The sequence below is a fragment of the Corallococcus exercitus genome (assembly GCF_042231735.1).
Lineage (GTDB): Bacteria > Myxococcota > Myxococcia > Myxococcales > Myxococcaceae > Corallococcus > Corallococcus exercitus_B.
This window is the reverse complement of the sequence record NZ_CP102577.1, coordinates 5,670,324-5,691,652: the sequence shown is the minus strand read 5'-3', so window position 1 is coordinate 5,691,652 and position 21,329 is coordinate 5,670,324. Positions and strand designations below refer to the sequence as shown.

General features: G+C 71.6%; 18 protein-coding genes. 10 read left to right on the top strand and 8 right to left on the bottom strand.

Translation table 11 applies throughout. The features are described 5' to 3' along the window. Positions 1–16 precede the first annotated feature (16 nt). Positions 17–1,069 carry a Rieske 2Fe-2S domain-containing protein gene (locus NR792_RS22280; RefSeq protein ID WP_375754693.1) on the top strand — a complete coding sequence of 351 codons (1,053 nt, stop codon included), beginning with the start codon at positions 17–19 and terminating at the stop codon, positions 1,067–1,069. A gap of 40 nt (positions 1,070–1,109) precedes the next feature. On the opposite strand, the gene NR792_RS22275 is transcribed toward NR792_RS22280, so the two are convergent. Further along, complete coding sequence (locus tag NR792_RS22275; RefSeq protein ID WP_375754692.1) at positions 1,110–1,319, bottom strand: hypothetical protein; 210 nt, start codon at positions 1,317–1,319, stop codon at positions 1,110–1,112. Between the two features lie 142 nt (positions 1,320–1,461). Continuing rightward, the gene (locus tag NR792_RS22270; RefSeq protein ID WP_375754691.1) at positions 1,462–2,865 is read right to left on the bottom strand and encodes a TolC family protein; all 1,404 of its coding nucleotides are present in this window, start codon (positions 2,863–2,865) and stop codon (positions 1,462–1,464) included. Between the two features lie 202 nt (positions 2,866–3,067). On the opposite strand from NR792_RS22270, the gene NR792_RS22265 reads away from it, so the two are divergent. Further along, a complete protein-coding gene (locus NR792_RS22265; RefSeq protein WP_375754690.1) occupies positions 3,068–3,556 on the top strand; it encodes a MarR family winged helix-turn-helix transcriptional regulator in 489 nt (162 codons plus the stop codon). A 39-nt stretch (positions 3,557–3,595) separates the two neighbouring features. Here NR792_RS22265 and NR792_RS22260 read toward each other — a convergent pair whose 3' ends face one another. The 6 genes from NR792_RS22260 to NR792_RS22235 all read right to left on the bottom strand — a co-directional run bounded on the left by NR792_RS22260 (position 3,596) and on the right by NR792_RS22235 (position 8,535). Next, positions 3,596–4,384: an energy transducer TonB gene (locus NR792_RS22260; protein ID WP_375754689.1), complete on the bottom strand. Its 789-nt coding sequence runs from the start codon at positions 4,382–4,384 to the stop codon at positions 3,596–3,598. Between the two features lie 17 nt (positions 4,385–4,401). Further along, positions 4,402–4,839, bottom strand: coding sequence for a biopolymer transporter ExbD (locus NR792_RS22255; protein WP_120589507.1), 438 nt, complete (start codon positions 4,837–4,839; stop codon positions 4,402–4,404). 3 nt (positions 4,840–4,842) lie between these two features. Then, on the bottom strand, positions 4,843–5,535 hold the full coding sequence (locus tag NR792_RS22250; protein WP_375754688.1) for a MotA/TolQ/ExbB proton channel family protein: 693 nt from the start codon (positions 5,533–5,535) through the stop codon (positions 4,843–4,845). A gap of 216 nt (positions 5,536–5,751) precedes the next feature. Next, entirely contained in the window at positions 5,752–6,747 is a 996-nt protein-coding gene (locus NR792_RS22245; protein WP_375754687.1) for an aldo/keto reductase family protein, read from the bottom strand. Between the two features lie 43 nt (positions 6,748–6,790). Beyond that, positions 6,791–7,438 (bottom strand): DUF3226 domain-containing protein, encoded by a 648-nt coding sequence (locus NR792_RS22240; RefSeq protein WP_375754686.1) that lies wholly within the window; start codon positions 7,436–7,438, stop codon positions 6,791–6,793. After that, positions 7,435–8,535 (bottom strand): ATP/GTP-binding protein, encoded by a 1,101-nt coding sequence (locus tag NR792_RS22235; protein WP_375754685.1) that lies wholly within the window; start codon positions 8,533–8,535, stop codon positions 7,435–7,437. Before NR792_RS22235 ends, NR792_RS22240 begins: the two co-directional genes overlap by 4 nt. 175 nt (positions 8,536–8,710) lie before the next feature. Here NR792_RS22235 and NR792_RS22230 point away from each other — a divergent pair, with 175 nt between their 5' ends. Genes NR792_RS22230 through NR792_RS22195 form a run of 8 tightly spaced genes read left to right on the top strand, consistent with a single transcriptional unit; the run spans position 8,711 to position 20,943 of the window. Then, positions 8,711–10,294 carry a hypothetical protein gene (locus tag NR792_RS22230; RefSeq protein WP_375754684.1) on the top strand — a complete coding sequence of 528 codons (1,584 nt, stop codon included), beginning with the start codon at positions 8,711–8,713 and terminating at the stop codon, positions 10,292–10,294. Between the two features lie 18 nt (positions 10,295–10,312). Further along, a complete protein-coding gene (locus NR792_RS22225) occupies positions 10,313–11,311 on the top strand; it encodes an AAA family ATPase (RefSeq protein ID WP_375754683.1) in 999 nt (332 codons plus the stop codon). Further along, positions 11,304–13,115: a hypothetical protein gene (locus NR792_RS22220; RefSeq protein WP_375754682.1), complete on the top strand. Its 1,812-nt coding sequence runs from the start codon at positions 11,304–11,306 to the stop codon at positions 13,113–13,115. The genes NR792_RS22225 and NR792_RS22220 overlap by 8 nt, the downstream gene beginning before the upstream one ends. Then, positions 13,112–14,098 (top strand): ABC transporter ATP-binding protein, encoded by a 987-nt coding sequence (locus NR792_RS22215; protein WP_375754681.1) that lies wholly within the window; start codon positions 13,112–13,114, stop codon positions 14,096–14,098. The genes NR792_RS22220 and NR792_RS22215 overlap by 4 nt, the downstream gene beginning before the upstream one ends. Continuing rightward, a complete protein-coding gene (locus NR792_RS22210; protein ID WP_375754680.1) occupies positions 14,095–15,618 on the top strand; it encodes an ABC transporter permease in 1,524 nt (507 codons plus the stop codon). Before NR792_RS22215 ends, NR792_RS22210 begins: the two co-directional genes overlap by 4 nt. Next, a complete protein-coding gene (locus NR792_RS22205; protein WP_375754679.1) occupies positions 15,615–16,475 on the top strand; it encodes a DUF58 domain-containing protein in 861 nt (286 codons plus the stop codon). Before NR792_RS22210 ends, NR792_RS22205 begins: the two co-directional genes overlap by 4 nt. After that, on the top strand, positions 16,472–18,205 hold the full coding sequence (locus NR792_RS22200; protein ID WP_375754678.1) for a BatA and WFA domain-containing protein: 1,734 nt from the start codon (positions 16,472–16,474) through the stop codon (positions 18,203–18,205). The genes NR792_RS22205 and NR792_RS22200 overlap by 4 nt, the downstream gene beginning before the upstream one ends. After that, positions 18,202–20,943 (top strand): VWA domain-containing protein, encoded by a 2,742-nt coding sequence (locus NR792_RS22195; protein WP_375754677.1) that lies wholly within the window; start codon positions 18,202–18,204, stop codon positions 20,941–20,943. The genes NR792_RS22200 and NR792_RS22195 overlap by 4 nt, the downstream gene beginning before the upstream one ends. Positions 20,944–21,329: the final 386 nt, after the last annotated feature.

Genomic DNA, 21,329 nt, shown 5'->3' with positions numbered 1-21,329 from the left:
CTATACTGCCGGCGCCATGGAGCCTACCCCCGACGTCGTCAGGCACTTCCATCCGGTGCTCCCCTCCCGTCAGCTGCGCCGCCAGCCCGTCCGCGTGGAGCTGGCGGGCCATGCGTACGCGCTCTTCCGGGACGCCTCCGGCCAGCCCGCGGCGCTGTCGGATGCGTGTCCCCACCGCTTCGCGCCGCTGTCGAAGGGCACCGTGACGAAGGAGGGCCAGCTCCAATGCCCGTACCACGGCTGGCGCTTCGACGCGCGAGGACAGGGCTTCAACCCCAGCCAGCCGGAGCTGCGCCACTGCGAGGCGAAGAGCTTCCAGGTGGTGGAGCGCCACGGCTACCTCTGGCTCGGGCACGCGAGCACGCCCGTGTCCGCGATGCCGGAGCTCTCCGGCGGGGACTACGTCTTCGGCGGGACGTTCTCCACGCTGTTCCAGGCGCCGCTGCACGTGGCGCTCGACAACTTCAGCGAGGACGAGCACACGCCCTTCGTCCACACCCGGCTGGGGTGGAGCGGCGCGCAGGCGGGCGCGGTGGAGTTCGAGGCGCACAACCACGAGGACCACACGGAGGTGCACTACCGCGCCCCGCAGCGGCCCGCGCCCATCATGCGGCTGCTCATGGTGGGCAAGGGGGACGTCTTCCACAACGACTGGGTGACGCGCTTCGACCCGGTGCGCAGCGTCTACACCGTGAGCTGGAGACGGCCCGACGGGACGCCGCGCCCCTTCACCACGCAGGCGCACATCTTCTTCGTGCCGGAGACGGCGCGCACCACGCGCCTGCACGTCTTCTCCTTCCTGCGCACCACGGTGTCCGCGCTGAGGCCCCTGCTGCCGGTGGCGGCGAAGGCCGCGCTGGGCCTCACCTGGTGGGAGGTGCGCGACGACGCGCGCTTCATCCCCACCGTGGCGGACACGCCCTACAGCCACAAGGGCATGCGGCTGGACAAGTACGACAAGCCGCTCGTGCACCAGCGCAAGCTCATGGAGCGCATCTACTACGCGCACGACGCGCACGCGCCCGCGGGGCCGGCGCTGCCCCGGGTCCGCGACGCCACGGGCACCTGAGCGTCAGGCGCGCCGTCGCATCGCGAGGACCGCTGGGCCGTCAGTGCATCGGCGCGGGTTCCTCGTAGGAGGGCACCGTCTCCCCGGTGCGCGCCTCGTAGGCGTTGCAGCCGCTGTCACCGGAGACCACGAGCGCGAACTGCTTGAGCTCCGGCTGGTTGCAGCTCTGCGTCTCGTTGTCGCTCGGCTCGTCGCTGTTGCCCGCGAAGAAGCGACAGTTCTTGCAGTTGCCCCAGGATGCGTCCGCCATGGTTCCCTCCTCGTGGAACGGGTCCGTAAGAGGAGGGTGGGGCCGGTGACGGACCCCCACAACGCAGCACCTGCTTCCCGCCCGGGAGGGCAGGGGACCCGGCGCCCTGGGGGAGGCGCCGGGAATTCCACTCCACCCGCGCCTACTGCTGGGGCACGGGCTGCTGCTGCGGCGCCGGCTGCTCCTGGGCGGGCTGCTGCGCCGGCGGGGCCGCCTGCTGCTGCACGCCCGCGCCGGGCTGCGCACCCAGGGAGGCCGCGTCCTTCTTCACCGAACCGGACTCGAAGGAGCCCAGCGAGTTGAGCAGGCGCAGCGCGGCGAGCGACGCCTGGAGGCGCTCGGACACGAAGCCCACTTCCGCGTTGGTGAGCGCGGTGTTGGCGTCCGCGACCTCCAGGTAGGTGGCGACGCCCGCCTTGAAGCTCACGTCCGTCAGGCGGTTGGACTCGCGCGCCAGCTCCAGGGCCTCCTCGGCCTTGGCGCGGTTGGCCAGCGCGTTCTCCAGGTCCAGCTTGGAGCGGCGCACCTCTTCCTTCACGCGGGCCTGCGCCAGCGTCTGGGTGACGGTGGCCTCGCGCACGCGGGACGAGGCCTCGGAGAGGTTCGCCTCACGCAGGCCGCCGTCGAACAGCGTCCAGCTGGCGCCGAAGGTGATGGCCCACGTCCTGTTGGAGCCGGCGAAGCCCGCCGCGTTCGCGATGCGGTACGCGCCCGTGACGCCCAGCGTGGGCAGGTAGCTCAGGAGCACGCCCGTCTTGTTGATGCGGGTGAGCTTCAGGCCCACTTCGGCGGCCTGCACGTCCGAGCGCTCCTGGATGGCCTGGTCGACCAGGTCGTCCGGCGACGCCTGCGCGGGCACCGTCGGCTCCGGCGGCGGGGCCAGGTCGAAGTCCGGCTCCCGCTGGATGAGCGTGCCCAGCGCCAGCTTCAGGCCCGCGAGCGCGTTCTTCGCGCGCACCAGGTCCTGCTCCGCGCGCGAGCGGTCCAGCTGGGCGCGAAGCAGCGCCACGCGCGTCACCGTGCCCGCGTCGAACCGGGCCTGGGTGTCCTTCTCCCGCGCCTGGTTCAGCTCCAGCAGCCGCTCCTGCGCGCGCAGGGCTTCCTGCTGCGCCGCGGCGCCGTAGTACGCCTGCGCCACGCCGAAGAGCACCTGCCGGCGCGCCGTCTGCGTGTTGAGCTCCGCCAGCCGCACGGCCTTGTAGGAGGCCGCGATGCCCGCCCACAGCTGCGGCGCGATGAGGGCCTGCCGCACCTCCGCCTGCGCACCCTGCTGGATGAGCGGCTGGATGGTGATGGGGTCCGGACCGAGGACGCCTCCCGGGATGACGGCCGCCACGTTGTTGCGCGTGATGGACGCACCCACGCTGATGGTAGGCAGGTAGCCCGCCCACGCCCGGCGCGTCGCGAGCGACGCCTGCTCGAAGCGCTCCTGGGCGATCTTCAAATCGAGGTTCTGCTGGCGCGCCGACTCCAGCGCCTCATCCAGCGTCAGTACGGGCGCCGCGGCCAGGGTGGCCGACAGGGACAGCGCCAGAAAGGTACTCATACCGCTCGACCTCCTCACCGACCCGCGGGAGCGCGAGGCGGATCCGTCCAATGGACGACTGTGTTGCGTCCTCTACCCGACCTGGGGGCGGCGTTGAAGTAATCCGCACTGTCGGATGTTGGAATATGCGGAATGTAGTACCGGTCAATGGTTGATGATGTCAATTGTTTATGTGCGCCCGATGAATTAACGTAAATTCACTATGAACGGTTTCAACGACGGTCCCAGCGAGCAGGTGATGCGTCGGCCGGCGTCCCCCGGTGGCCCGGCCGAGAGCGAGAGTGGGCTCCCCGAGCAGGCGTGGACGCTCCTCTTCGAGCTGCTGCACACGCACATGCGCAACTTCCCCGCCCTGGCGGCGGAGTTCGACCTGTCCCCGGTGCAGGCGCACGTGCTGCGGCAGCTGGGCGAAGGAGCGCTCGCGATGAGCACGCTCGCCAACTACCTGTCGTGCGACGCGTCCAACGTGACGGGGCTGGTGGACCGGCTGGAGGCGCGCGGGCTGGTGGAGCGCAAGAGCAGCGAGCAGGACCGCCGGGTGAAGATGCTGGTGCTGACGGAGGCCGGCGCGGAGCTGCGCGGCCGGCTGATGGCGCGGCTGAGCGCGCCGCCGCCCCTCATCGCCGCGATGCCGGACGAAGACCTGGCGGCGCTGCGCGACATCATGCGTCGCGCGCTCAAGACGCAGTAGCGCGTGCGGGCGCCCCAGTCCTTGGCGCGCCCGGACTTCTCAGTCCAGCAGGAAGGTGTACGAGTACTTCATCTCCGTGGCCACCGCCTCGCCGCCCTTGATGGCGGGCTTGAAGCGGAAGCGCCGGATGGCGTCGCGCGCGGCCTCGTTGAGGCCGTAGCCGGGCCCGGAGATGACCTTCACCTGGGTCACCTTGCCGTCCGCGTCGATGGTGATGGACAGCGTGACGGTGCCCTCGATGCCCGCGCGGCGCGCCTCGTCCGGGTAGGGAATCTTCACCTCGGACGCGACCGAGGGCTCCGAGTCCACCTGGTACACGGGCACGTACTTCGGCGCGGAGTAGCCCTTCACGTCCTGGGGCGCCTTCGCGGGGCCGTTGGCCTTGCCATAGGCGGTGTTGCCCACGGGCGCGGCGAAGGAGCCCGCGCTGGTGGTGGACGACATGGTCATGCCCACCACCAACGGCGGCGGCCTGGCGGAGGGCGGCGGCGGCGTGTCGTTGGGGGGCGGCGGGGCCTCCGTCGGGGGCGGGGGCTTGGGCGCCTCCGCGACCTTGATGGGCGGCGGCTTCACCGGCTTCACCTTCGGGGGCGGCGGAGGCTTGGGCTCCTCCTTCTTCTCCTCCGGAGGCGGCGGGGGCGGCGGCTTCTGCACCTCCACCATGACCATCTCCACGGGCTTCTGGAGGGGCGCGAGCTTGCGGCCCTCCAGGGTGGAGAGCAGCCCGAAGCCCACCCCGTGCAGCGCGAGCGACACGAGGAGGAACACGAGCACGAACCGCGTGGAGCGGTCGCGTTGAGGGATGGGGTCGAGGACCGCCTGGCTCATCTTCGCTCAGCCTCGTGTCAGGGCGTGGCGGGCGCGGCCCGGGCGGGGGCGGCGTCCTTCTCGATGTTGAGGGCGAACTTCGCGATGCCCTGGCCCTTCACCACGTCGATGAGGCGCATCACGCGGCCGTAGGCGAGCGTCTGGTCCGCGCTGATGATGGCGCGCGTGTCCTTGTCCTTGGCCACGGCCTCCGTCACGCGGCGGGACAGGTCCGCCTCCGTCACCTCCGCGCCGTCGAAGTAGAGCTTGCCCTCCTTGTCGAGGACGACGTTCACCAGGCCCTGCACCGTCTCACCGCCGTTGGCGGCGCGGGGCAGGTCCACCTCCACCGTCTCGCGGACGATGAAGTTCGCGGTGACCATGAAGATGATGAGCAGCACCAGCACCACGTCCACCAGCGGGGTGACGTTGATGCCGGAGATTTCCTCGTCGCTGTCGTTCGCGCCGCCGGCCATGGGCTAGTTGCCTCCCGCGGCGCCCGGCTTGCGCGCCTTCATGGCACCCACGAGCGCGTGGCCCAGGGCGGTGGTGCGGCTGGTGAGCGTCTTCAGCTGGCGGTTGAAGACGTTGAAGGCGACGACGGCGGGGATGGCGACGGCGAGGCCCACGGCCGTGGCGACGAGCGCTTCGGAGATGCCGGCCATCACCGTCTGCTGCATGGCGCCGCCCTTGGCGTTCATGGCGCCCAGGTCGTTGAAGGCCTTGATGATGCCGAGCACCGTGCCGAACAGGCCGATGAACGGGGCGTTGTTGCCCAGGGTGCCCAGGATGGACAGGCCGCGCTCGTACTGGGGGCGCTCGCGGGCGACGGTGGACGCGATGACCTGCTCCACGGTGTCGGGGCCCTGCTGCGCGGAGGCCAGGGCCTCGCGGATGACGGCGGCCTCCATGCCCTTCTGGTTCTTCACCTCACCGGCCACGGCGTCGAACTCGCCGCGCGCCAGCCGCACCGCCAGCGCCTCCGAGTTGGGCAGCCGGTGACGCGAGAAGTAGACCGTGCGCTCCAGCATCACCGCGATGGAGACGATGGAGAGGATGACGAGCAGCCAGAGCACCCACTCGGCGCTGCCCAGCGTCACCCCGAGCAGCTTGCCGCTCAACCAGCCGAGTTCGGGGTGGGCCGCCTGGGCCAGGAGGAAGAAGGACGTCATGTGGGAAATGCCCGGTTCAAGAGTGGGACCGCGTCAACGCGCGGCGCAGTCTCTTGTTCCCCCCAACTCAAAAGTCAAATGGAACGGTCTTCAGTTCACCCGGGTGTCGCGCGCTGGTGGACGGGCGTGGCGGCGGGAGGGCGTGGATGTCGGATGGCCAGCACCACGTGCGCCGGCAGGGCAGGCGTTGGAGCGCCTGCCCCGCGTCCCGGATTCTCAGGGCCTGCGAGCCGGGCTGGTGGTCTGCGCGGGGTCGCGCTCCACGACGGGGCCGAGGATGGCGTCGATGCGGCGCAGCAGCTCCGCGTCCAGCTTCACGCCGGTGGCCTTCACGTTGTCGAGCACCTGCTCCGGCTTGGAGGCGCCAATGATGGCGGAGGCGACGCTCTTGTTCTGGAGCACCCACGCGACGGACAGCTGCGCGAGCGACAGGCCGGCCTCCTGGGCCAGCGGCTTGAGCTGCTGGACGCGGGTGAGCACGTCGTCGGTCATGAAGCTGGTCATGAACTGCGCGCCCTGCTGGTTGGCGGCGCGGGTGTCCGCGGGCGGGGGCTTGCCGGGGAGGTACTTGCCGGTGAGCACGCCCTTGGCGAGCGGGGACCAGACAATCTGGCCCAGGCCTTCGGCGTCGGAGGTGGGGATGACCTTGGACTCGATGACCCGCCAGAGCATGGAGTACTGGGGCTGGTTGGAGATGAAGGGCACGCGCAGCTCGCGGGCGAGCCTGGCGCCGGCGGAGATCTGCTCGGCGGTCCATTCCGAGACGCCGATGTAGAGGGCCTTGCCCTGGCGGACGATGTCCGCGAACGCGAGCATGGTCTCCTCCAGGGGCGTCTCCGCGTCGAAGCGGTGGGCCTGGTAGAGGTCCACGTAGTCCGTCTGGAGGCGGCGCAGGGAGCCGTGGATGGATTCAATGATGTGCTTGCGCGACAGGCCGCGGTCGTTCTGGCCGGGGCCGGTGGGCCAGTAGACCTTGGTGAACAGCTCGTAGCCTTCGCGGCGCTGGCCCTTGAGGGCGCGGCCGAGGACGGCCTCGGCCTTGGTGCCGGCGTACACGTCGGCGGTGTCGAAGGTGGTGATGCCCGTGTCGAGCGCCGCCCTCACGCACGCGATGGCGGCGTCCTCCTCCACCTGGGAGCCATGTGTGAGCCAGTTGCCGAAAGAAATCTCGCTGACCTTCAGACCGCTGCGGCCAAGGAATCGGAAGTTCATAGGGGGCGGCAGCGTAATCGCCGCCTCCTGGGGTCGCACGGGTTCAGGAGAAGCAGCGGTGGAACCACGCCACGAAACGTTGAGCTTCGGGCGAGTCGTGGCTCAGGACCTTGCTGGCGAGGGCGACGCCGAAGGGGAGGCCTGGGTCCAGCTGCCACGCCAGCCATGCGTGGAGGGCGCCCTTCACGTGGTCCTGGGGACGTAGTGGGGCGCCTTGATTCAGCGCATCCGTGGTGGTTGTTCGTGCGTGGGGCCAGAGTGCGTCACCGGCAGGAACGAGCTTCTCGATGAACTCTTCAATACGGCCGGGCTGGGAGTTGTCTGGCATGACCCAGATGCCCAGGCGAGAGTTGGGGCGCAATCCCGACAGGAGCGTGCCGCCGGGCTCGGGTGCATCTGGAACCGCGATGTTGAGTTGTTCGAGGCAGGTCTTGAGCTGGTGCCAGCGATTGTATGGAGGCAGGTCCGCGTCGAAGACCAGCGCAAGACGGTCATAGGTCTTGAGCGCGGTCGATAGGAGCGTCCGGTCGAGTAGCTTCTCCACGCCACCTACGTCCTCGACGTATGGACGCGTGAGCTTCACGTCGTCCCAGTCGTAGCCGTGACGCCTCAAGAGGTGAACGAGGGTGTGCTTGTCGTCCGGCCCCTCGACCATCAAGCGATAGGGGCTCTTGATGGACGGTGGGCTCACCGAATCTCCATCTCATGCTGAGCAGCGGCAAGCAGTTCGTCCGCTGAGTAGGGGACGTTGTGCTCCGCGTTCCGCTCAATACGGTGGACGGAGATGATCTCCCGGAGGTCCCGCTGTTCCTCGTAGAGCGATGCCAGGGCCCGGACGCAATCCAGGCTGTGCGTCGTCGCGAGAACCTGGACATTCAGCCGCTTCGCCGCTTCAGTTACGAGCCGCCACATCTTCACCATCACGGAGTGATGGAGACCCGTGTCGATTTCGTCGACGAGGAGATAGCCGCCCGCTGCCTTCACTAGACTCAAGCTCAGGGACATGAGGCGTTTGATGCCCTCGCCCATGCTCCCAAGCGGAATGCGCTGATCTGAACCCTTCAGCTTGACGAAGATGCTCGCGGACGGGGAAGTGTTCCTTCCCGCAAGCGCTGCGATTCGATCGAGTCCTGGCTCGATGATTCGCAGGACATCAACGACTCGGTCTTCTTCCGGTGTCAGAACGACGCCGTCCCATAGATTGCTAAGGTGAGGGATTCCCGGAGCCGTCGTCTCGATGAAGCTAACAGGCCTGGTCTCTGGGCGGTCCTTCTTGCCTCGAACAGCGCGACCCGCCAAGCCTCCCCATTTGACCCCTTGCTCCATCAATCTGAAAGCCGTTGGCTCGAATTGATCACTTTCGAGGACAAGGCTTAAGGGACCTTCGGGAGAAGGGGGGCGCTGGAGGTCGATGACATCTGCTGCCGCTATTGATGGGTCGTTCGTGACGAGCGTTTCGATCCTTCCGCGGAAGTATCGTGCTTCGGGACCTGCTGCGTTGATTTGGAAGTGCGCGTCGTGAGCGAGCGCGTGCCCGAAGAAAAAGTGAGAGACGATGACGCGATCGTTCAGGTCGATTGCCTCGTCACGGACTTCGGTTTCCTCACGCCGAAGAGGACTTCGAGCAAGAACCGAGGGGCCACCCCCGGCGAGCACCAATTCCGCAGCCTCCAATACGGACGTCTTGCCCGTGTTGTTGGCGCCCACCAGCAGGCTGACGCGGGTCAGTCCCTCGACTGAGAGGTTCCGAAGGGAGCGGAAGTTCTGGATCCGCAGGGACGTCAGCATGGGAGGGCTCCGGCAGCGGCAGGCTCCGTTCCTCTAGCACAGGGGAACCGGCCACGGATTCTCATGACGCAAGAGGCTGGTCGCTCCGTCCTCCCGACCGTCCGCGGCGGGATTCGACCGTTCCCGGGCGTCGCTTGTGAACGGTGGGCCGGGTGTCCGACACTGGCTTCCACGCATGGCCGCCAGTGACGAACGCCGCTTCCAGTCCCTCGTGCTCGCGCCCATCCGGCGCGTGCAGCGGCGGCTCAACGCGGTCGCCTGGACTGGCGCGGGCATCGCTCCCGTCTGGGCCACCGCCACCGCTTGCGTGCTGTTCCGGCTGCTGCTGCGCGACCTGGCTGTCTGGGCCGTGCCTCCGCTTGTCATCGCGGGCCTTGTCTGGTGGTTCGTTCGCGCCCGTTCTCGCGGCGTGTCGCTGGAGTACGCGGCGGTGCTCGCGGACCGCTCCGCCAACGCCGGTGGCCTGCTGCTCACGCGGCTGGAGCGCCCGGTTGGCGAATGGGAGCTGAGCCTCAACCAGTTCGCCCGGCAGGTGAAGCCTCCGGACGTTCCCTGGCGCCGGCCCGTGGGCGCGCTCCTGGGGGCGCTGGTGTTCCTTGCCGTGGGGTTCCTCGTTCCGCTTCCGGCGCTGCGCGCGTCGAACATCAACGCCGCCGCCGCGACCCAGGTTGCCGCCGTGCAGGCGCAGGCCGAGGCCCTGGCTCGCGAGGAGCCCCTGGGCCCCGACGTCGAGGAGGAGCTGCGCCGGCTGTCGGAAGAAGTCGCCCAGGGCCGCTTCGACTCCGCGGACTGGGAGGCCGCCGATGCCCTGGAGCAGCGGCTCGCCGAACGCGCCTCCGAGGCCGCCGCCGAGCTCAACCGCGCTTCCGAGGCCGCCGCGGAGCTGGAGGATGCGCTCGCCGCCGCCGGGAGTGCCGAGTCCGCCACCCGTGAGCGCGAGTCGCTGGAGCAGGCCCTGATGGCGCTCGATGCTCGCGCCAGCGGGAGCGAGGAGGACTCCGCCGCCGGGGAGCAGGAAGGCCCCGCGTCCGAGCGCAGCTCGCAGGGGCAGGGCGCCGGTGAGCAGGGCGGCGACAAGCAGGGCTCGCAGGGGCAGCGCGCGGGCGAACAGGGTGGCGACCCGCAGGGCTCGCAGCAGCAGGGCGCGGGTCGTGAGGCCCAGGCCCGCGCTTCCGCCCGTGCCCAGGCCTCCGGCTCGCCGGATCAGATCGCCGACCTGCGCCGCACGCTGGAGCGGCGGCAGCAATCGCTGGCCCAGCGCTTCGGCGAGGAGAACGCCTCACGCGGGAACCGGGGCGCCCAGGCCCGGCGTCCCACCCGGCGTCAGCAGTCGTCCGGACAGGGGCAGGGACAGAAAGGCCAGAAGGGACAAGGCCAGGGCCAGGACGGGCAGGGCGAGGGCGAGGAGGGCGACGGCGAGGGACAGCAGGGCAGTAGTCAGCACGCGAGCCGGAACACGCGGCAGGGCGATGGCGCGGGCGTGGGCCGGGGCGGGGAGAGCCAGCCGCTCGTCTTCGGCGGCGAGGCGGAGATGGATCCGGAGCGGCTCGCGTTCCAGCCGCTGCCGGAGGGACATGGCGGCGAGGCGGAGGAGCTGTGGGGCCTTCGCGCCGCGGATCCGCAGGCCCGGACGGGGCAGGCGGGGGCGGTGGGCGCGAAGGGCACGGGCGCGAAGGGCGATGCGACGGCGGGGCCGACCTCCGGTCCGCTGCTGCCTCGCAACCGCGACCTGGTGAAGCGGTACTTCGGTGGTCCGTAGGTAAGAAGGGGGAACGACGTGGCAGCGGAGCTTTTGAGTCCCGCCGAGGCACAGGGCGCGGCGGACGTGGCCTCCCGGCTCAAGGCCGGGCTCAACCAGGTGATGCTCGACCAGGAGGCGGTCGTCGAGCAGGTCGTGACGGCGGTGCTCGCCCGGGGCCACGTGCTCCTGGAGGGCCTGCCCGGCCTGGGCAAGACGGAGCTGTGCAAGGCCCTGGCGCGGCTGCTGTCGCTGCCCTTCCGCCGCATCCAGTTCACCCCCGACCTCCTGCCCGGCGACATCACCGGCACCTACGTGCTGGAGGGCGAATCGCGCCGCGACTTCGTCTTCCGCGAGGGCCCCCTCTTCGCGAGCCTCGTCCTCGCGGATGAGATCAACCGCTCCAGCCCGAAGACGCAGTCCGCGCTGCTGGAGGCGATGCAGGAGCGCTCGGTGACGGTGCTGGGCCAGACGCGGCCCCTGCCCGACCCGTTCTTCGTGCTCGCCACGCAGAACCCCATCGAGCTCGAAGGCACGTATCCGCTGCCCGAGGCGCAGCTGGACCGCTTCCTCTTCCGCATCCTCGTGCCGCCCGTGGGGGCGAAGACGCTGCGCACCCTGCTGACCACGCGCGTGCGCGGCGCTCCTCCCTCGCTGGAGCCGGTGCTGGACGCCGAAGGGCTGTCGCGCCTGTTCGCCGCCGTGGACCGCGTGCACCTGCCCGGCCCGGTGGCGGACTTCATCGGCCGGCTGGTGGAGGCGTCCGACCCGCGTCAGCCCTCCGCCCCTGAACCCGTGCGCCGCTTCGTGCGCTTCGGCGCGAGCCCCCGCGCCGCGCTGGCCCTGGCCTCCGCGGGCCGGGCACGCGCGCTGCTCGATGGCCGGCCCAACGTGGGCTTCGACGACGTGGTGGCCGCCGCGCCCGCCGCCCTCAACCACCGCCTGGTGCTGGCCTACGAGGCGTCGCTGGAGAAGGTGTCCGCGCCGGACGTGGTGCGCGAGCTGCTCAAGGCCATCTCCGAGGTGCCCCGTGGCTAGCCGCGTGTCCCTGGCTGGCGCCGTGCTCCTGGGGGCCCTGCTCTGGACGGGCCAGCCGGGCGTTCCCGGCGGGACGGTGGCGTTCGCGACCAGCCCGGGGATGGTGGAGGTGGAGGCGGTGGCTGCGCCGGCGGCGACGACGCCGGTGGCGGTGGAGGAAGCGCGGGAGAAGGAGCCCGAAGGCAGCGGCTACCGCGAGGTGGTGGAATCGGCGGAGAGCTTCCCCGACAAGGGCGAACTCAAGGCCACCCTGCGCTCCGTCACGCTCGTGCCCAACCGGGGCTACACGCCGCTCCAGGTGACGGTGCACAACACCGGCGCCCAGCCGCGTCCGGTGCGCCTGTCCATCCACTCGCAGGGGCGCGTCGTGGAGCGCTCGCTGCAGCTGGCGCCTCGTGAGCGCACCGTCACCTGGCTGCTGCTGCCGGCGGACCTGCAGTCGGGGACGCTCCAGATGGATTCACCCGGCATGGACACCGCGTCCCAGGGCTTCTACCTGGACGGCTACCGGGGCTCGCGCGTGATGGTGCTGGGCGACGTGAAGGCCTTCGAGAAGGCGACGGGCCTGACCCGCGCGGAGGAGAACACGGAGCCGCTCGTCGCCACGCGCTTCGTGGAGCCGCGCATCGCGCCTCGGGAGCTGGCGGCCTACGCGGGCTACGACGCGGTGCTGGTGGCGGTGCCGGCGGACCAGGTGCCCGACGACGTCTGGGCGGTGCTGGAGACGTTCGCCGTGAGCGGCGGCAAGCTGGTGCTCGACCAGCCCCCCGCGAGTCCACGCCTGCGCTTCCCGCTGCTCCAGGACGAGAAGGCGGAGCTGTCGGTCTACGGGTTCGGAACCGTGCGCCAGTTCCGCGAGTGCCGGACGCGGGCGCCCGGGTGCGGCTTCGACCTGTGGGTGGACTCGGAGCGGTCACCAGCCGTCGTGGTGCCCGCGGGCCCGCCGCCCCGGTGGGAGCGCAACGACCTGTTGAGCGACGGGCGGCTGCCGCTGCTCGGAAGCGCCCGCGCGCCCGTGGGCCGCTTCCTGCTGCTCATCTTCCTCTTCTCGCTCGCGGTGGGGCCCGGCGGATGGATGCTCGCCCGGCGCAAGGGGCCGCTCGCGGTGCTCATCGCCGTGCCCACGCTGGCGGCCCTCACGTGTCTGGGGTTGGTGGCGTGGTCGGTGCTGGTGGACGGCTTCAGCGTGCACGCCGCGCGCTACAGCCTCACGCTGCTGGACCGCGAGCGGTCTCGCGCGGTGACAGTGGGGCTCAACGCCTGGTACGCCAACCTCGCGGAGGAGGGCGTGCGCATGCCCGCCTCCAGCGTGCTGCTGGCCCCGACGGCTCCCGAGGATCCGCCGCGCTTGCTGGACTGGACGAACGGGCTGGTGGTGAAGAACAGCTTCCTGCCCTCGCGCAGCTACCGCGAGTGGGGCGAGGTCGCCGTGATTCCCACGCGCGCGCGGCTGACGGCGCGCAAGACGGACGGCGGCGTGCAGGTGCAGAACGCGCTGGGCGCTCCGCTCCAGGGCGGCACGTTGAAGCTGGACGGCCAGCTCTGGACCCTGCCGGAGCTGGAGGACGGCGCGGAGGGGCAGGCCGTCGCGAAGGACGGGGTGGGCGACGATCTCCTGGGGCTCGACCCAGAGCCGCGCATGCGCTTCTCGGGGGCGGTGCCGGTCCTGGAACAGGACCTGGAGGAAGGGACGTTCGTGGCGCGGCTGGGCGGGCGCGGCTTCACGCCCACGGCGGTGATGGACGTGGAGCTGGAGGCCGCGCGGCACCTGGTGCGCGGTCAGGTCGAGGAGGCACGACGATGAGCCTGCTGGAGGTGAAGGGGCTGCGGCGCGACTACGGGGCGCTGCGCGCGGTGGACGACGTGTCGTTCACCCTGGAGGCCGGCGGCATCCTGGGCTTCATCGGGCCCAACGGCGCGGGCAAGAGCACCACGCTGCGCATCCTGGCCACGCTGGACGTGCCCACCGCGGGCACGGTGCTGCTGGACGGCACGTCGCTGGTGGACGCGCCGGACCGGGCCCGGCCGCTCTTGGGCTACATGCCGGACCGCTACGGCACCTACGACGACGTCACCGTGAGGGAGTTCCTGGACTTCTTCGCGCGCGCGTACGGGCTGAAGGGCGCGCAGCGCAGGCAGCGCGTGGACTCGGTGATGGAGTTCACGGGGCTGGGGCCGCTGGCCGGGAAGCTCACCACGGAGCTGTCCAAGGGCATGCGCCAGCGCGTGGCCCTGGGGCGCACGCTGTTGCATGACCCGCGGCTCTTGCTGCTGGACGAACCGGCGGACGGGTTGGATCCGCGCGCGCGCATCGAGCTGCGGGAGTTGCTGCGCGCGCTGGCGGATCAGGGCAAGGCGGTCATCATCTCCAGCCACATCCTCACGGAGCTGGCGGAGATCTGCGACAGCTGCGTCATCATCGAGCAGGGGCGCCTGCTGGCCCAGGGCAAGGTGGAGGACCTGCTGCGCCAGAGCGCGGGTCCGTCCCGCGTGACGGAGCTGACGGTGCGGCTGGCGGCGGCGGGCGACGAGGGTGAAGCGCTGTGGGCGCGCACGGAGCGCACGCTGCTGGAGCAGCCGCGTGTGAAGGACGTGGCGCGCGAGGGCGGCGCGCTGCGCGTGCGGCTGGAGCTGGAGGCGGACGCGGGGCCGGCGCAGGCGGAAACGGCCGCGGCGGTGCTGCTGGCGGCGCTGGTGGCGCAGGGGCTGCCGGTGTGCGCGTTCAGCCCGCGCGAGCGCAACCTGGAGGACGCGTTCATGACGGTGACGAAGGGGAGGGTGGCGTGAGCACGCAAGCAAGTCCCGCGTCGGGCGCGGCCGAGTCCGCCCCCTCGCCCGGGGTCCCCGCCGTGACGTCCGACCGCTGGGAGAAGTGGGGGGACCGGCTCAACCCGCTGGTGGTGAAGGAGGTGCGGCAGGGGCTGCGCACGCGCGTGTTCTGGGTGTGCTTCGGGCTGCTGCTCGCGGCGTGCCTGGTGCTGTCGCTCATCGCGTTCGGCAACACGCACGCCAGCACGTACACGCGTGAAGGGCGCACGTACTTCTTCTCCTTCTTCGTGTGCCTGGCGCTGGTGCACTTCGGCGTCATCCCCTTCAACGCGTATCGCTCCCTGGCGCGCGAGCGCGAGGACGAGACGTGGTCGCTGCTCCTGCTCACGGGGCTGGGGCCCCGGCGCATCCTGGCCGGCAAGGTGGCGTCCTTCCTGGTGCAGGCGGCGCTGTACGCGTCGGCGGTGGGGCCGTTCCTGCTGTTCAGCTACTTCCTCAACGGCATCGACCTGCCCACCATCCTGATGGTGCTGCTGATGGGCGGAGTGTGGCTGGTGTTCCTCACGCTCGTGTCGGTGTGCGCGGCGACGCTGGCGGACAGCCGGATGGGGCGGGCCGCCGTGCGGCTGGGGCTGGTGGGCGTGCTGGTGGTGACGTTCTTCCAGACGCTGACGTTCGCCTTCGTGGTGACGAACGAGCGCGGCAGCGGGTTCTCCTTCGACCGGGACTTCTTCCTGGGGCTGGGCGCGGCGCTCTGGATGCTCGTGTCGAACGGGTGGCTGGTGTTCGAGACGGCGGTGGCGCGGCTGTCGCTGGTGACGGAGGACTACACGCGCCATCCCCGGCGGGCGCTGGTGGTGCAGGTGCTCCTGACGTTCGTGGGGATGACGGCGGTGTGGCGGTTGCAGGACTGGGACAACAACATCCTCGGGGCAATGGGCATCCTGGGAGGCCTGCACCTCATCTTCGCCAGCCTCTTCATGGCGACGGACGTGGACGGGCTGTCGCGGCCCCTGCGCGCGGGCACGCGGGTCTGGTCGCTGTTCAAGCCCGGCGCGCTGCGAGGCTTCCGGCTGTCGGTGCTGCTGCTGCTGGGCTGGGCGGCCGTGTGCGCGGTGCCGATGTTGTGGGCGGACGGCGCCGCGGGGAGCCTGCGGACGGCGATGTCGGTGGTGGCGCTGGCGCTCTACGGGGTGCTGTACCTGTCGGTGGCGCTGCTGCTGGGACGGATGCCGCGCTCGGGGCGGTTCGCGTCGCCGGTGTCGGTGCGGTTGCTCTACATCCTCGTGGGAGTGCTGGGGGCCGGGGTGCCGCCGCTGCTGGCGGTGTTCCTGGACCTGAAGGGTGACGATGCGCTGCTCAACCTGCTCAACCCGGTGCTGGGGACGCTGAACTTCGCCGAGTACGACTACAGCGACCCGAGCGGTCTCAAGATGCCGCCGGAGCTGCTGCTGTGCGTGGCGCTGGTGGCCTTCCTGGCGGCGTTCGCGGCGGACCGCGTGCTCGCGGACCGCGAGCGGCGGGCCCATCAGCAGTGAGCGCGAGGCTGGATGAGGCGGAGGTGGCGCGGCTGGCGCCGGGGCTGACCCTGGCCTTGCCGCGCCTGCCGCAGCGGGGACGGGTGGGCGAGGTGCGCGCCACGTCCGCGGGCAGCGCGATGGAGCTGCACGACTTCCGCGCGTACCAGCCGGGGGACGACCTGCGGCAGCTGGACTGGAACGCGGTGGCGCGCACGGGGGAGCTGGTGCTGCGCGTGCGCCAGGACGAGGTGTCGCCGCGCGTGGAGGTGCTGCTGGACGGGTCACGCAGCATGGGGCTGTCGCCGCGCAAGGCGGCGGGCGCGCGGGAGGTCGCGCTGCTGACGGTGGAGGTGGGCGGGCGGCAGGGGCTGACGCCGACGCTGCTGTGGGGCGGGGCGCGGTCGGAGCGGGTGCAGGGGCCGGCATGCCGCGCGGCGCTGCGGGGCACGGAGTTCGAGGCGCGGGATGACCTGGCGTCGGCGCTGGGGCGGCTGCCGCCGTTGCGGCCGTGTGGCGTGCGGGTGGTGGTGAGCGACTTCCTCTTCGAGACGGACCTGGAGGCGCTGTGCGCGCGGTTGTCGCGAGGAGCGTCCGCGCTGTTCCTGGTGCAGGTGCTGGACGCGGAGGACCTGGAGCCCACGGGCGGTGAGGGCGCGCGGCTGGTGGACGCGGAGAGCGGCGTGGCGCTGGAGGAGTTGCTGACGGACGGGGTGCTGGCCGCCTACGCCCGCCGCTTCGCGGAGCACCAGCGCGCGCTGCGGAGCGCGGCGGTGCGGGCGCGGGGAACGCTGCTCACCGTGAACGCGGCGGAAGGCTTGCGAGCGCAGGTGGCGGGACCGCTGCGCGCGTTGTTCGTCGCGGGAGGCGGGGCGTGAGCTTCGGGCTTCCCTGGGGGCTGCTGGCGCTGGGCGCGCTGGTGCCGTTGGTCGCGGCGTACTTCCTGCGCCGCCGGCAGAAGCCGGTCGTGGTGAGCGCGCTGTTCCTTTGGCGCACGCCGCGTCCTCGCGCGGAGGGTGGACCCCGGTGGGAGCGCTTCACTCGCGAGGCGTCGCTGCTGCTGGAGGCGCTCGCCGTGCTCGCCGCCGCGCTGTACCTGGCGGACGTGCGGCTGGGGGAGAGTGCTCGCCGCCGTCACCTCGTGCTCGTCGTGGACGGCAGCCTGTCCATGTCCGCGCGGACTCCGGAGGGCAGGACGGTGCTGGAGCACGTGCGCACTGAGGCCGCGAAGCGTGTGGAGGCCGAACGCGCGACGCACGTCACGGTGCTCGCGAGCGGTGTGTCGCCCCAGGTCATCGCTGGACCGGAAGCGGAGGCCTCACGCGCCCTGGGCGCACTGGAGTCCTTCGAAGCGCGCGGACCGGACCACGACGTCACGGCCTCGCTCCTGTGGGCGCAGGAGCTGGCCGGACCGGGCAAGCGCGTGCACTTCTTCACCGACGCGCCGCCCTCCACGGACGTGGCCGTGCCGCCCTCCGTGCGCTGGACGGCGCTGGGCCGCGCCCAGGGCAACGTGGCGCTGGTCTCCGCGCAGCGGCGCGACGAAGGGGGCCGGGCCACGGTGACGCTGCGGGTCGCGCGCTTCGGCGAGGGCCCTTCGGAGGTCGTGGCTCGCGTGCGCGCGGCACCTGGACCGGGCGCGAGGGAAGGCACTGAACGCATGGAGCGCATCGTGCTGCCGGAGGAGGGCGCCGCGACGGTGCGCCTCACGTTCCGCGAGGCCGGCGACGTGGAGGTGTCCCTGCCGGACGACGCGCTGCCCGAGGACGGACATGTGCGCCTGCCTCCGTCCCCCGTGATGCCGGTGGCGGTGGGGCTGACGGAGGGCCTGTCGCCCGTGTCGAAGCAGGCGCTGGAGCGCTTCCTGGCGGTGTCTCCCGACGTGGCGCATGGCACCCCCGTCCCCGGTGCGCCGGTGCTGTCCGTGGGCCCCGCGCGCGCGGAGGCCCGCGTGACGCTGGGCGCGGAAGGGCCGCTGCGCACCTTCGTGGGCCCGTTCTTCACGGAGAAGGGCAGCACGCTGATGGACGACGTGCAGCTCGCGGGCGTGCGGTGGACGGCGGGCGCGAACCCTCCGGGCCGTCCGCTGATGACCGCGGGCGAGGCCGTGCTCGTGTCGGAAGAGGAGGGCGGGCGGCTGCACCTCAACGTGGACCTGGCGCGCTCCAACCTCCAGCGCACCACGGCCTGGCCCGTGCTCCTGGGCAACGTGGTGCGCGAAGCGCGGCGGCTGCGGGAGGGCTTCCCCCGGCATCAGCTCAACCTGGGCGAAGCGCTCTCCGTGGTGACAGAGGCGGGGGCTCGCTACGCGCTGACGGGGCCCTCGGGCCGCAAGCCCGTGTTCGGCGCGGGCGCGCTGAGCCTGCCCGCGCCCACGAGCCCCGGCCGCTACGTGCTGGAGCGCGAGGGCCGTGAAGTGGACTCGCTGGAGGTGCTGGCGCTGGACGCGCGGGAGTCGGACCTGCGCGGCCGGGGCCGCACCGACGTGGCCGCGAAGGAGGCGGGCGAGGACTCGGAAGGGAGCGGCGGCCATGAGCGCGCCCGCTGGCCCCTGGTGGTGCTGCTGGCCGCGCTGCTGGCGGACTTCTACGTCACGAGGAAGGTATGACCTTCACCCTTCCCCAGGCGTGGCTGCTGCTGCTGCCGCTGGGCCTCTTCCTGTGGCGCTACGGCCGGAGGCCCGGCCCGCCCATGGTGCTGCGGTGGGCGCTGCTGGTGCTCGGCGTGGGCGCGCTGTCCGGGCCGGAGCTGCGGCTGGCCAACGCGGGCAGCGACGTGGCCGTGGTGGTGGACCGCTCGCGCTCCATGCCGCTGGACGTGGACCGCGTGGCGCAGGAGCTGATTGCGCTGGTGGAGTCCCAGCGCCGGCCGGGCGACCGCGTGGGCGTCATCACCTTCGGCCGCGAGGCCCGGGTGGAGTCCCCGCTGTCGGAGTCGGGCCGGTTCGGCGGCTTCACTCGGCCGGTGGACGCGGAGGCGTCGGACCTGTCCGCCGCGCTGGATGCGGCGGGCGCGCTCATTCCTCCGGAACGCACGGGCCGGGTGCTCGTGGTTTCCGACGGCCGGACCACGGGCGCGGATGCGCGGGGCGCGACGCGGCGGCTGGCGGCGCGAGGCATCGCGGTGGACTACCGGCAGGTGTCCCGGCCGGAGCCCGCGCTGGACGTGGCCGTCGTGTCCCTGGACGTGCCCGCCACCGTCTCCGTGCGCGAGCCCTTCCAGTTCTCCGCCGTGGTGCAGGCCACCTCCGCCGTCACCGGCACCGTGCGCCTGGAGCGCGATGGGAAGGTGCTGGTGAAGGGGCCGTTCGACTTCAAGCCCGGCCCCAACCTGCTGCCCCTGCGGGACCTCCTGGAGGAGCCGGGGCTCGTGCACTACCGGCTCACGGTGGAGGTGTCCGGCGACGGCGTCCCGGAGAACGACGTGGGCGTGGGCGTGCTGCGCGTGGAGGGCCCGCCGCGCGTGCTGCTGCTCACCTCGCAGCCCGCGGGCACGCTGGCGAAGGCGCTGTCGGCGACGGGCATGGAGCTGGACGTGAAGGCGCCGTTCCACCTGTCGCTGGCGGCGCTCGACGGGGTGGGCGTGGTGGTGCTGGAGAACGTGGACGCCAACGCGCTGGGCGAGACGGGCTTGAACGCGCTGGCGGACTACGTGGACCAGGCGGGTGGCGGGCTGGTGATGACGGGCGGGCGTTCGAGCTTCGGCGAGGGTGGCTACCGGCGCTCGCCGCTGGAGCCGCTGCTGCCCGTGTCGCTGGAGATGCGCGAGGAGCAGCGGCGCGCGTCGGTGGCGATGAGCGTGCTCATGGACTCCAGCTGCTCCATGGGCATGCAGGTGCCGGACGGCCGCACGAAGATGGAGCTGGCCGCGGAGGGCGTCACGGCGGCGCTCACGCTGCTTAACGCGAACGACGAAGCCTCCGTGCACATGGTGGACACGGAGCCGCATGAGGTCTTCCCGCTGAGCCCGGTGAGTGACGGCCTGCCGCTGGGCCAGGTGGCGCGGGGCTTCAGCGGCGGTGGCGGCATCTACGTGGGCACGGCCCTGCGCGCGGGCCGCAAGGAGATCCTCCGCAGCGACAAGCCCACGCGGCACGTGGTGCTGTTCTCCGACGCGGCGGACTCCGAGGAGCCGGGCGACTACCAGGAGACGCTGGCCGCGCTGCGTGAGGCCAACGTGACGGTGTCCGTCATCGGCCTGGGCAAGCCCACGGATCCGGACGCGGACCTGCTGCGCGAGGTGGCCCGGCGCGGTGAGGGGCGCATCTACTTCGCGGAGGACGCCATGAGCCTGCCGCGCATCTTCAGCCAGGAGACGCTGGCGGTGGCGAGGGCCACGTTCGTGGACGAGCCCGCGTCGATGGAGGCCGCGCCGGACCTGACACTGCTGGGGCCGCTGCCGACGACGGGCCTGCCGCAGGTAGGCGGCTACAACCTCACCTACCTGAAACCCCGGGCGAACGTGGCGCTGCGCACGCTGGACACCAACGCCGCGCCGGTGATTGCGCTGTGGCCGCATGGCGCGGGGCGCACGGTGGCGCTCACGGCGGAGGTGGACGGCAGGTACACGGGCGAGCTGCGCGAGTGGAGCGCGCTGCGGGCGACGCTGGAGGCGGTGGTGCGCTGGTCGATGGGACGGGCCACGCCGAAGGAGGAGGCAGTGGTGCGCTCCGAGCGCCAGGGCAACCTGCTGCGCGTGACGTTGGACTTGCCGCCGGGGGAGCCGATGCCGGGCGCGCTGCCCACGGCGGTGTTGCTGTCGAGCGACGGCCGCTCCGGCGCGGAGAAGCCGCTGCACTGGGAGGACGAGGACCGGCTGGTGGTCGAGTACCCCTTGAGCGGCAGCGGCACCTGGCACCCGGTGGTGAAGTGGGGCGGGCGCGTGCTGCGGGCGCCACCGGTGGCGCTGCCCTACGCGCCGGAGTTCGAGCCGGGCAGCGCGAAGGAGGGGCTCAAGCTCCTGCGAGCGCTGGCGGCGGTGGGTGGAGGCCAGGAGCGTCTGTCGATGACGGGCCTGTTCACGGAGGCGCCGGAGTCCGAGGGCCGCGTGCCGCTGGCACCGTGGCTGGTGGCGTTCGCGCTGGCGGCGATGCTGGCGGAAGTGGCCGTGCGCCGGTTCCTCTCCGCGCCCCGCGTGAAAGCGGCTCGGGAACGGCCCGTGAAGGAAGCCATCGCGCGAGGGCCCACGGCCGCACCCGTTACGGACGTGAGGCCCACCGCGACACCGCCCCGGCCTGCGCCGGAGGATCCAGCCGAGCAGAAGCCCGAACCGCCGAAGCCGCCCGCCGGAGTGGACTCCGCGCTGGAGGCCGCCCGCGCCCGCGCCCGGCGGCGCACGGGGCGCTGAAACGCTGAGCTCAAAGGATGCCGCGTCACCTGGGCCAGGAGTCCAGGCGGATACTTCCGCCCAGGGGCGTCCAAACCTGTCCGACAGTCGGACAGGTTTCCACGGTTCGGCTGCAGCGGACGCTCCCTTGAGCTGGGTCGTCCAAACCTGTCCGACAGTCGGACAGGTTTCCAAGAACCGGCTAGCGCATGTGCCCGCCCCGCTGCGGTCTTTGAACCTGTCGGACAGTCGGACAGGTTCTTGCGGTGCGCCGAGGACGGGCCTGGGCCGCTCCGAGGAGGTATCAGTTGATGCTCATCCTCTTGCGAGTCGTGGCCAGACGAGGCGTCTTGAACGGAGGCATGGTACTTGCTGCTGCCATCGGTCGCTGTTCCCGGTGCGCCCTG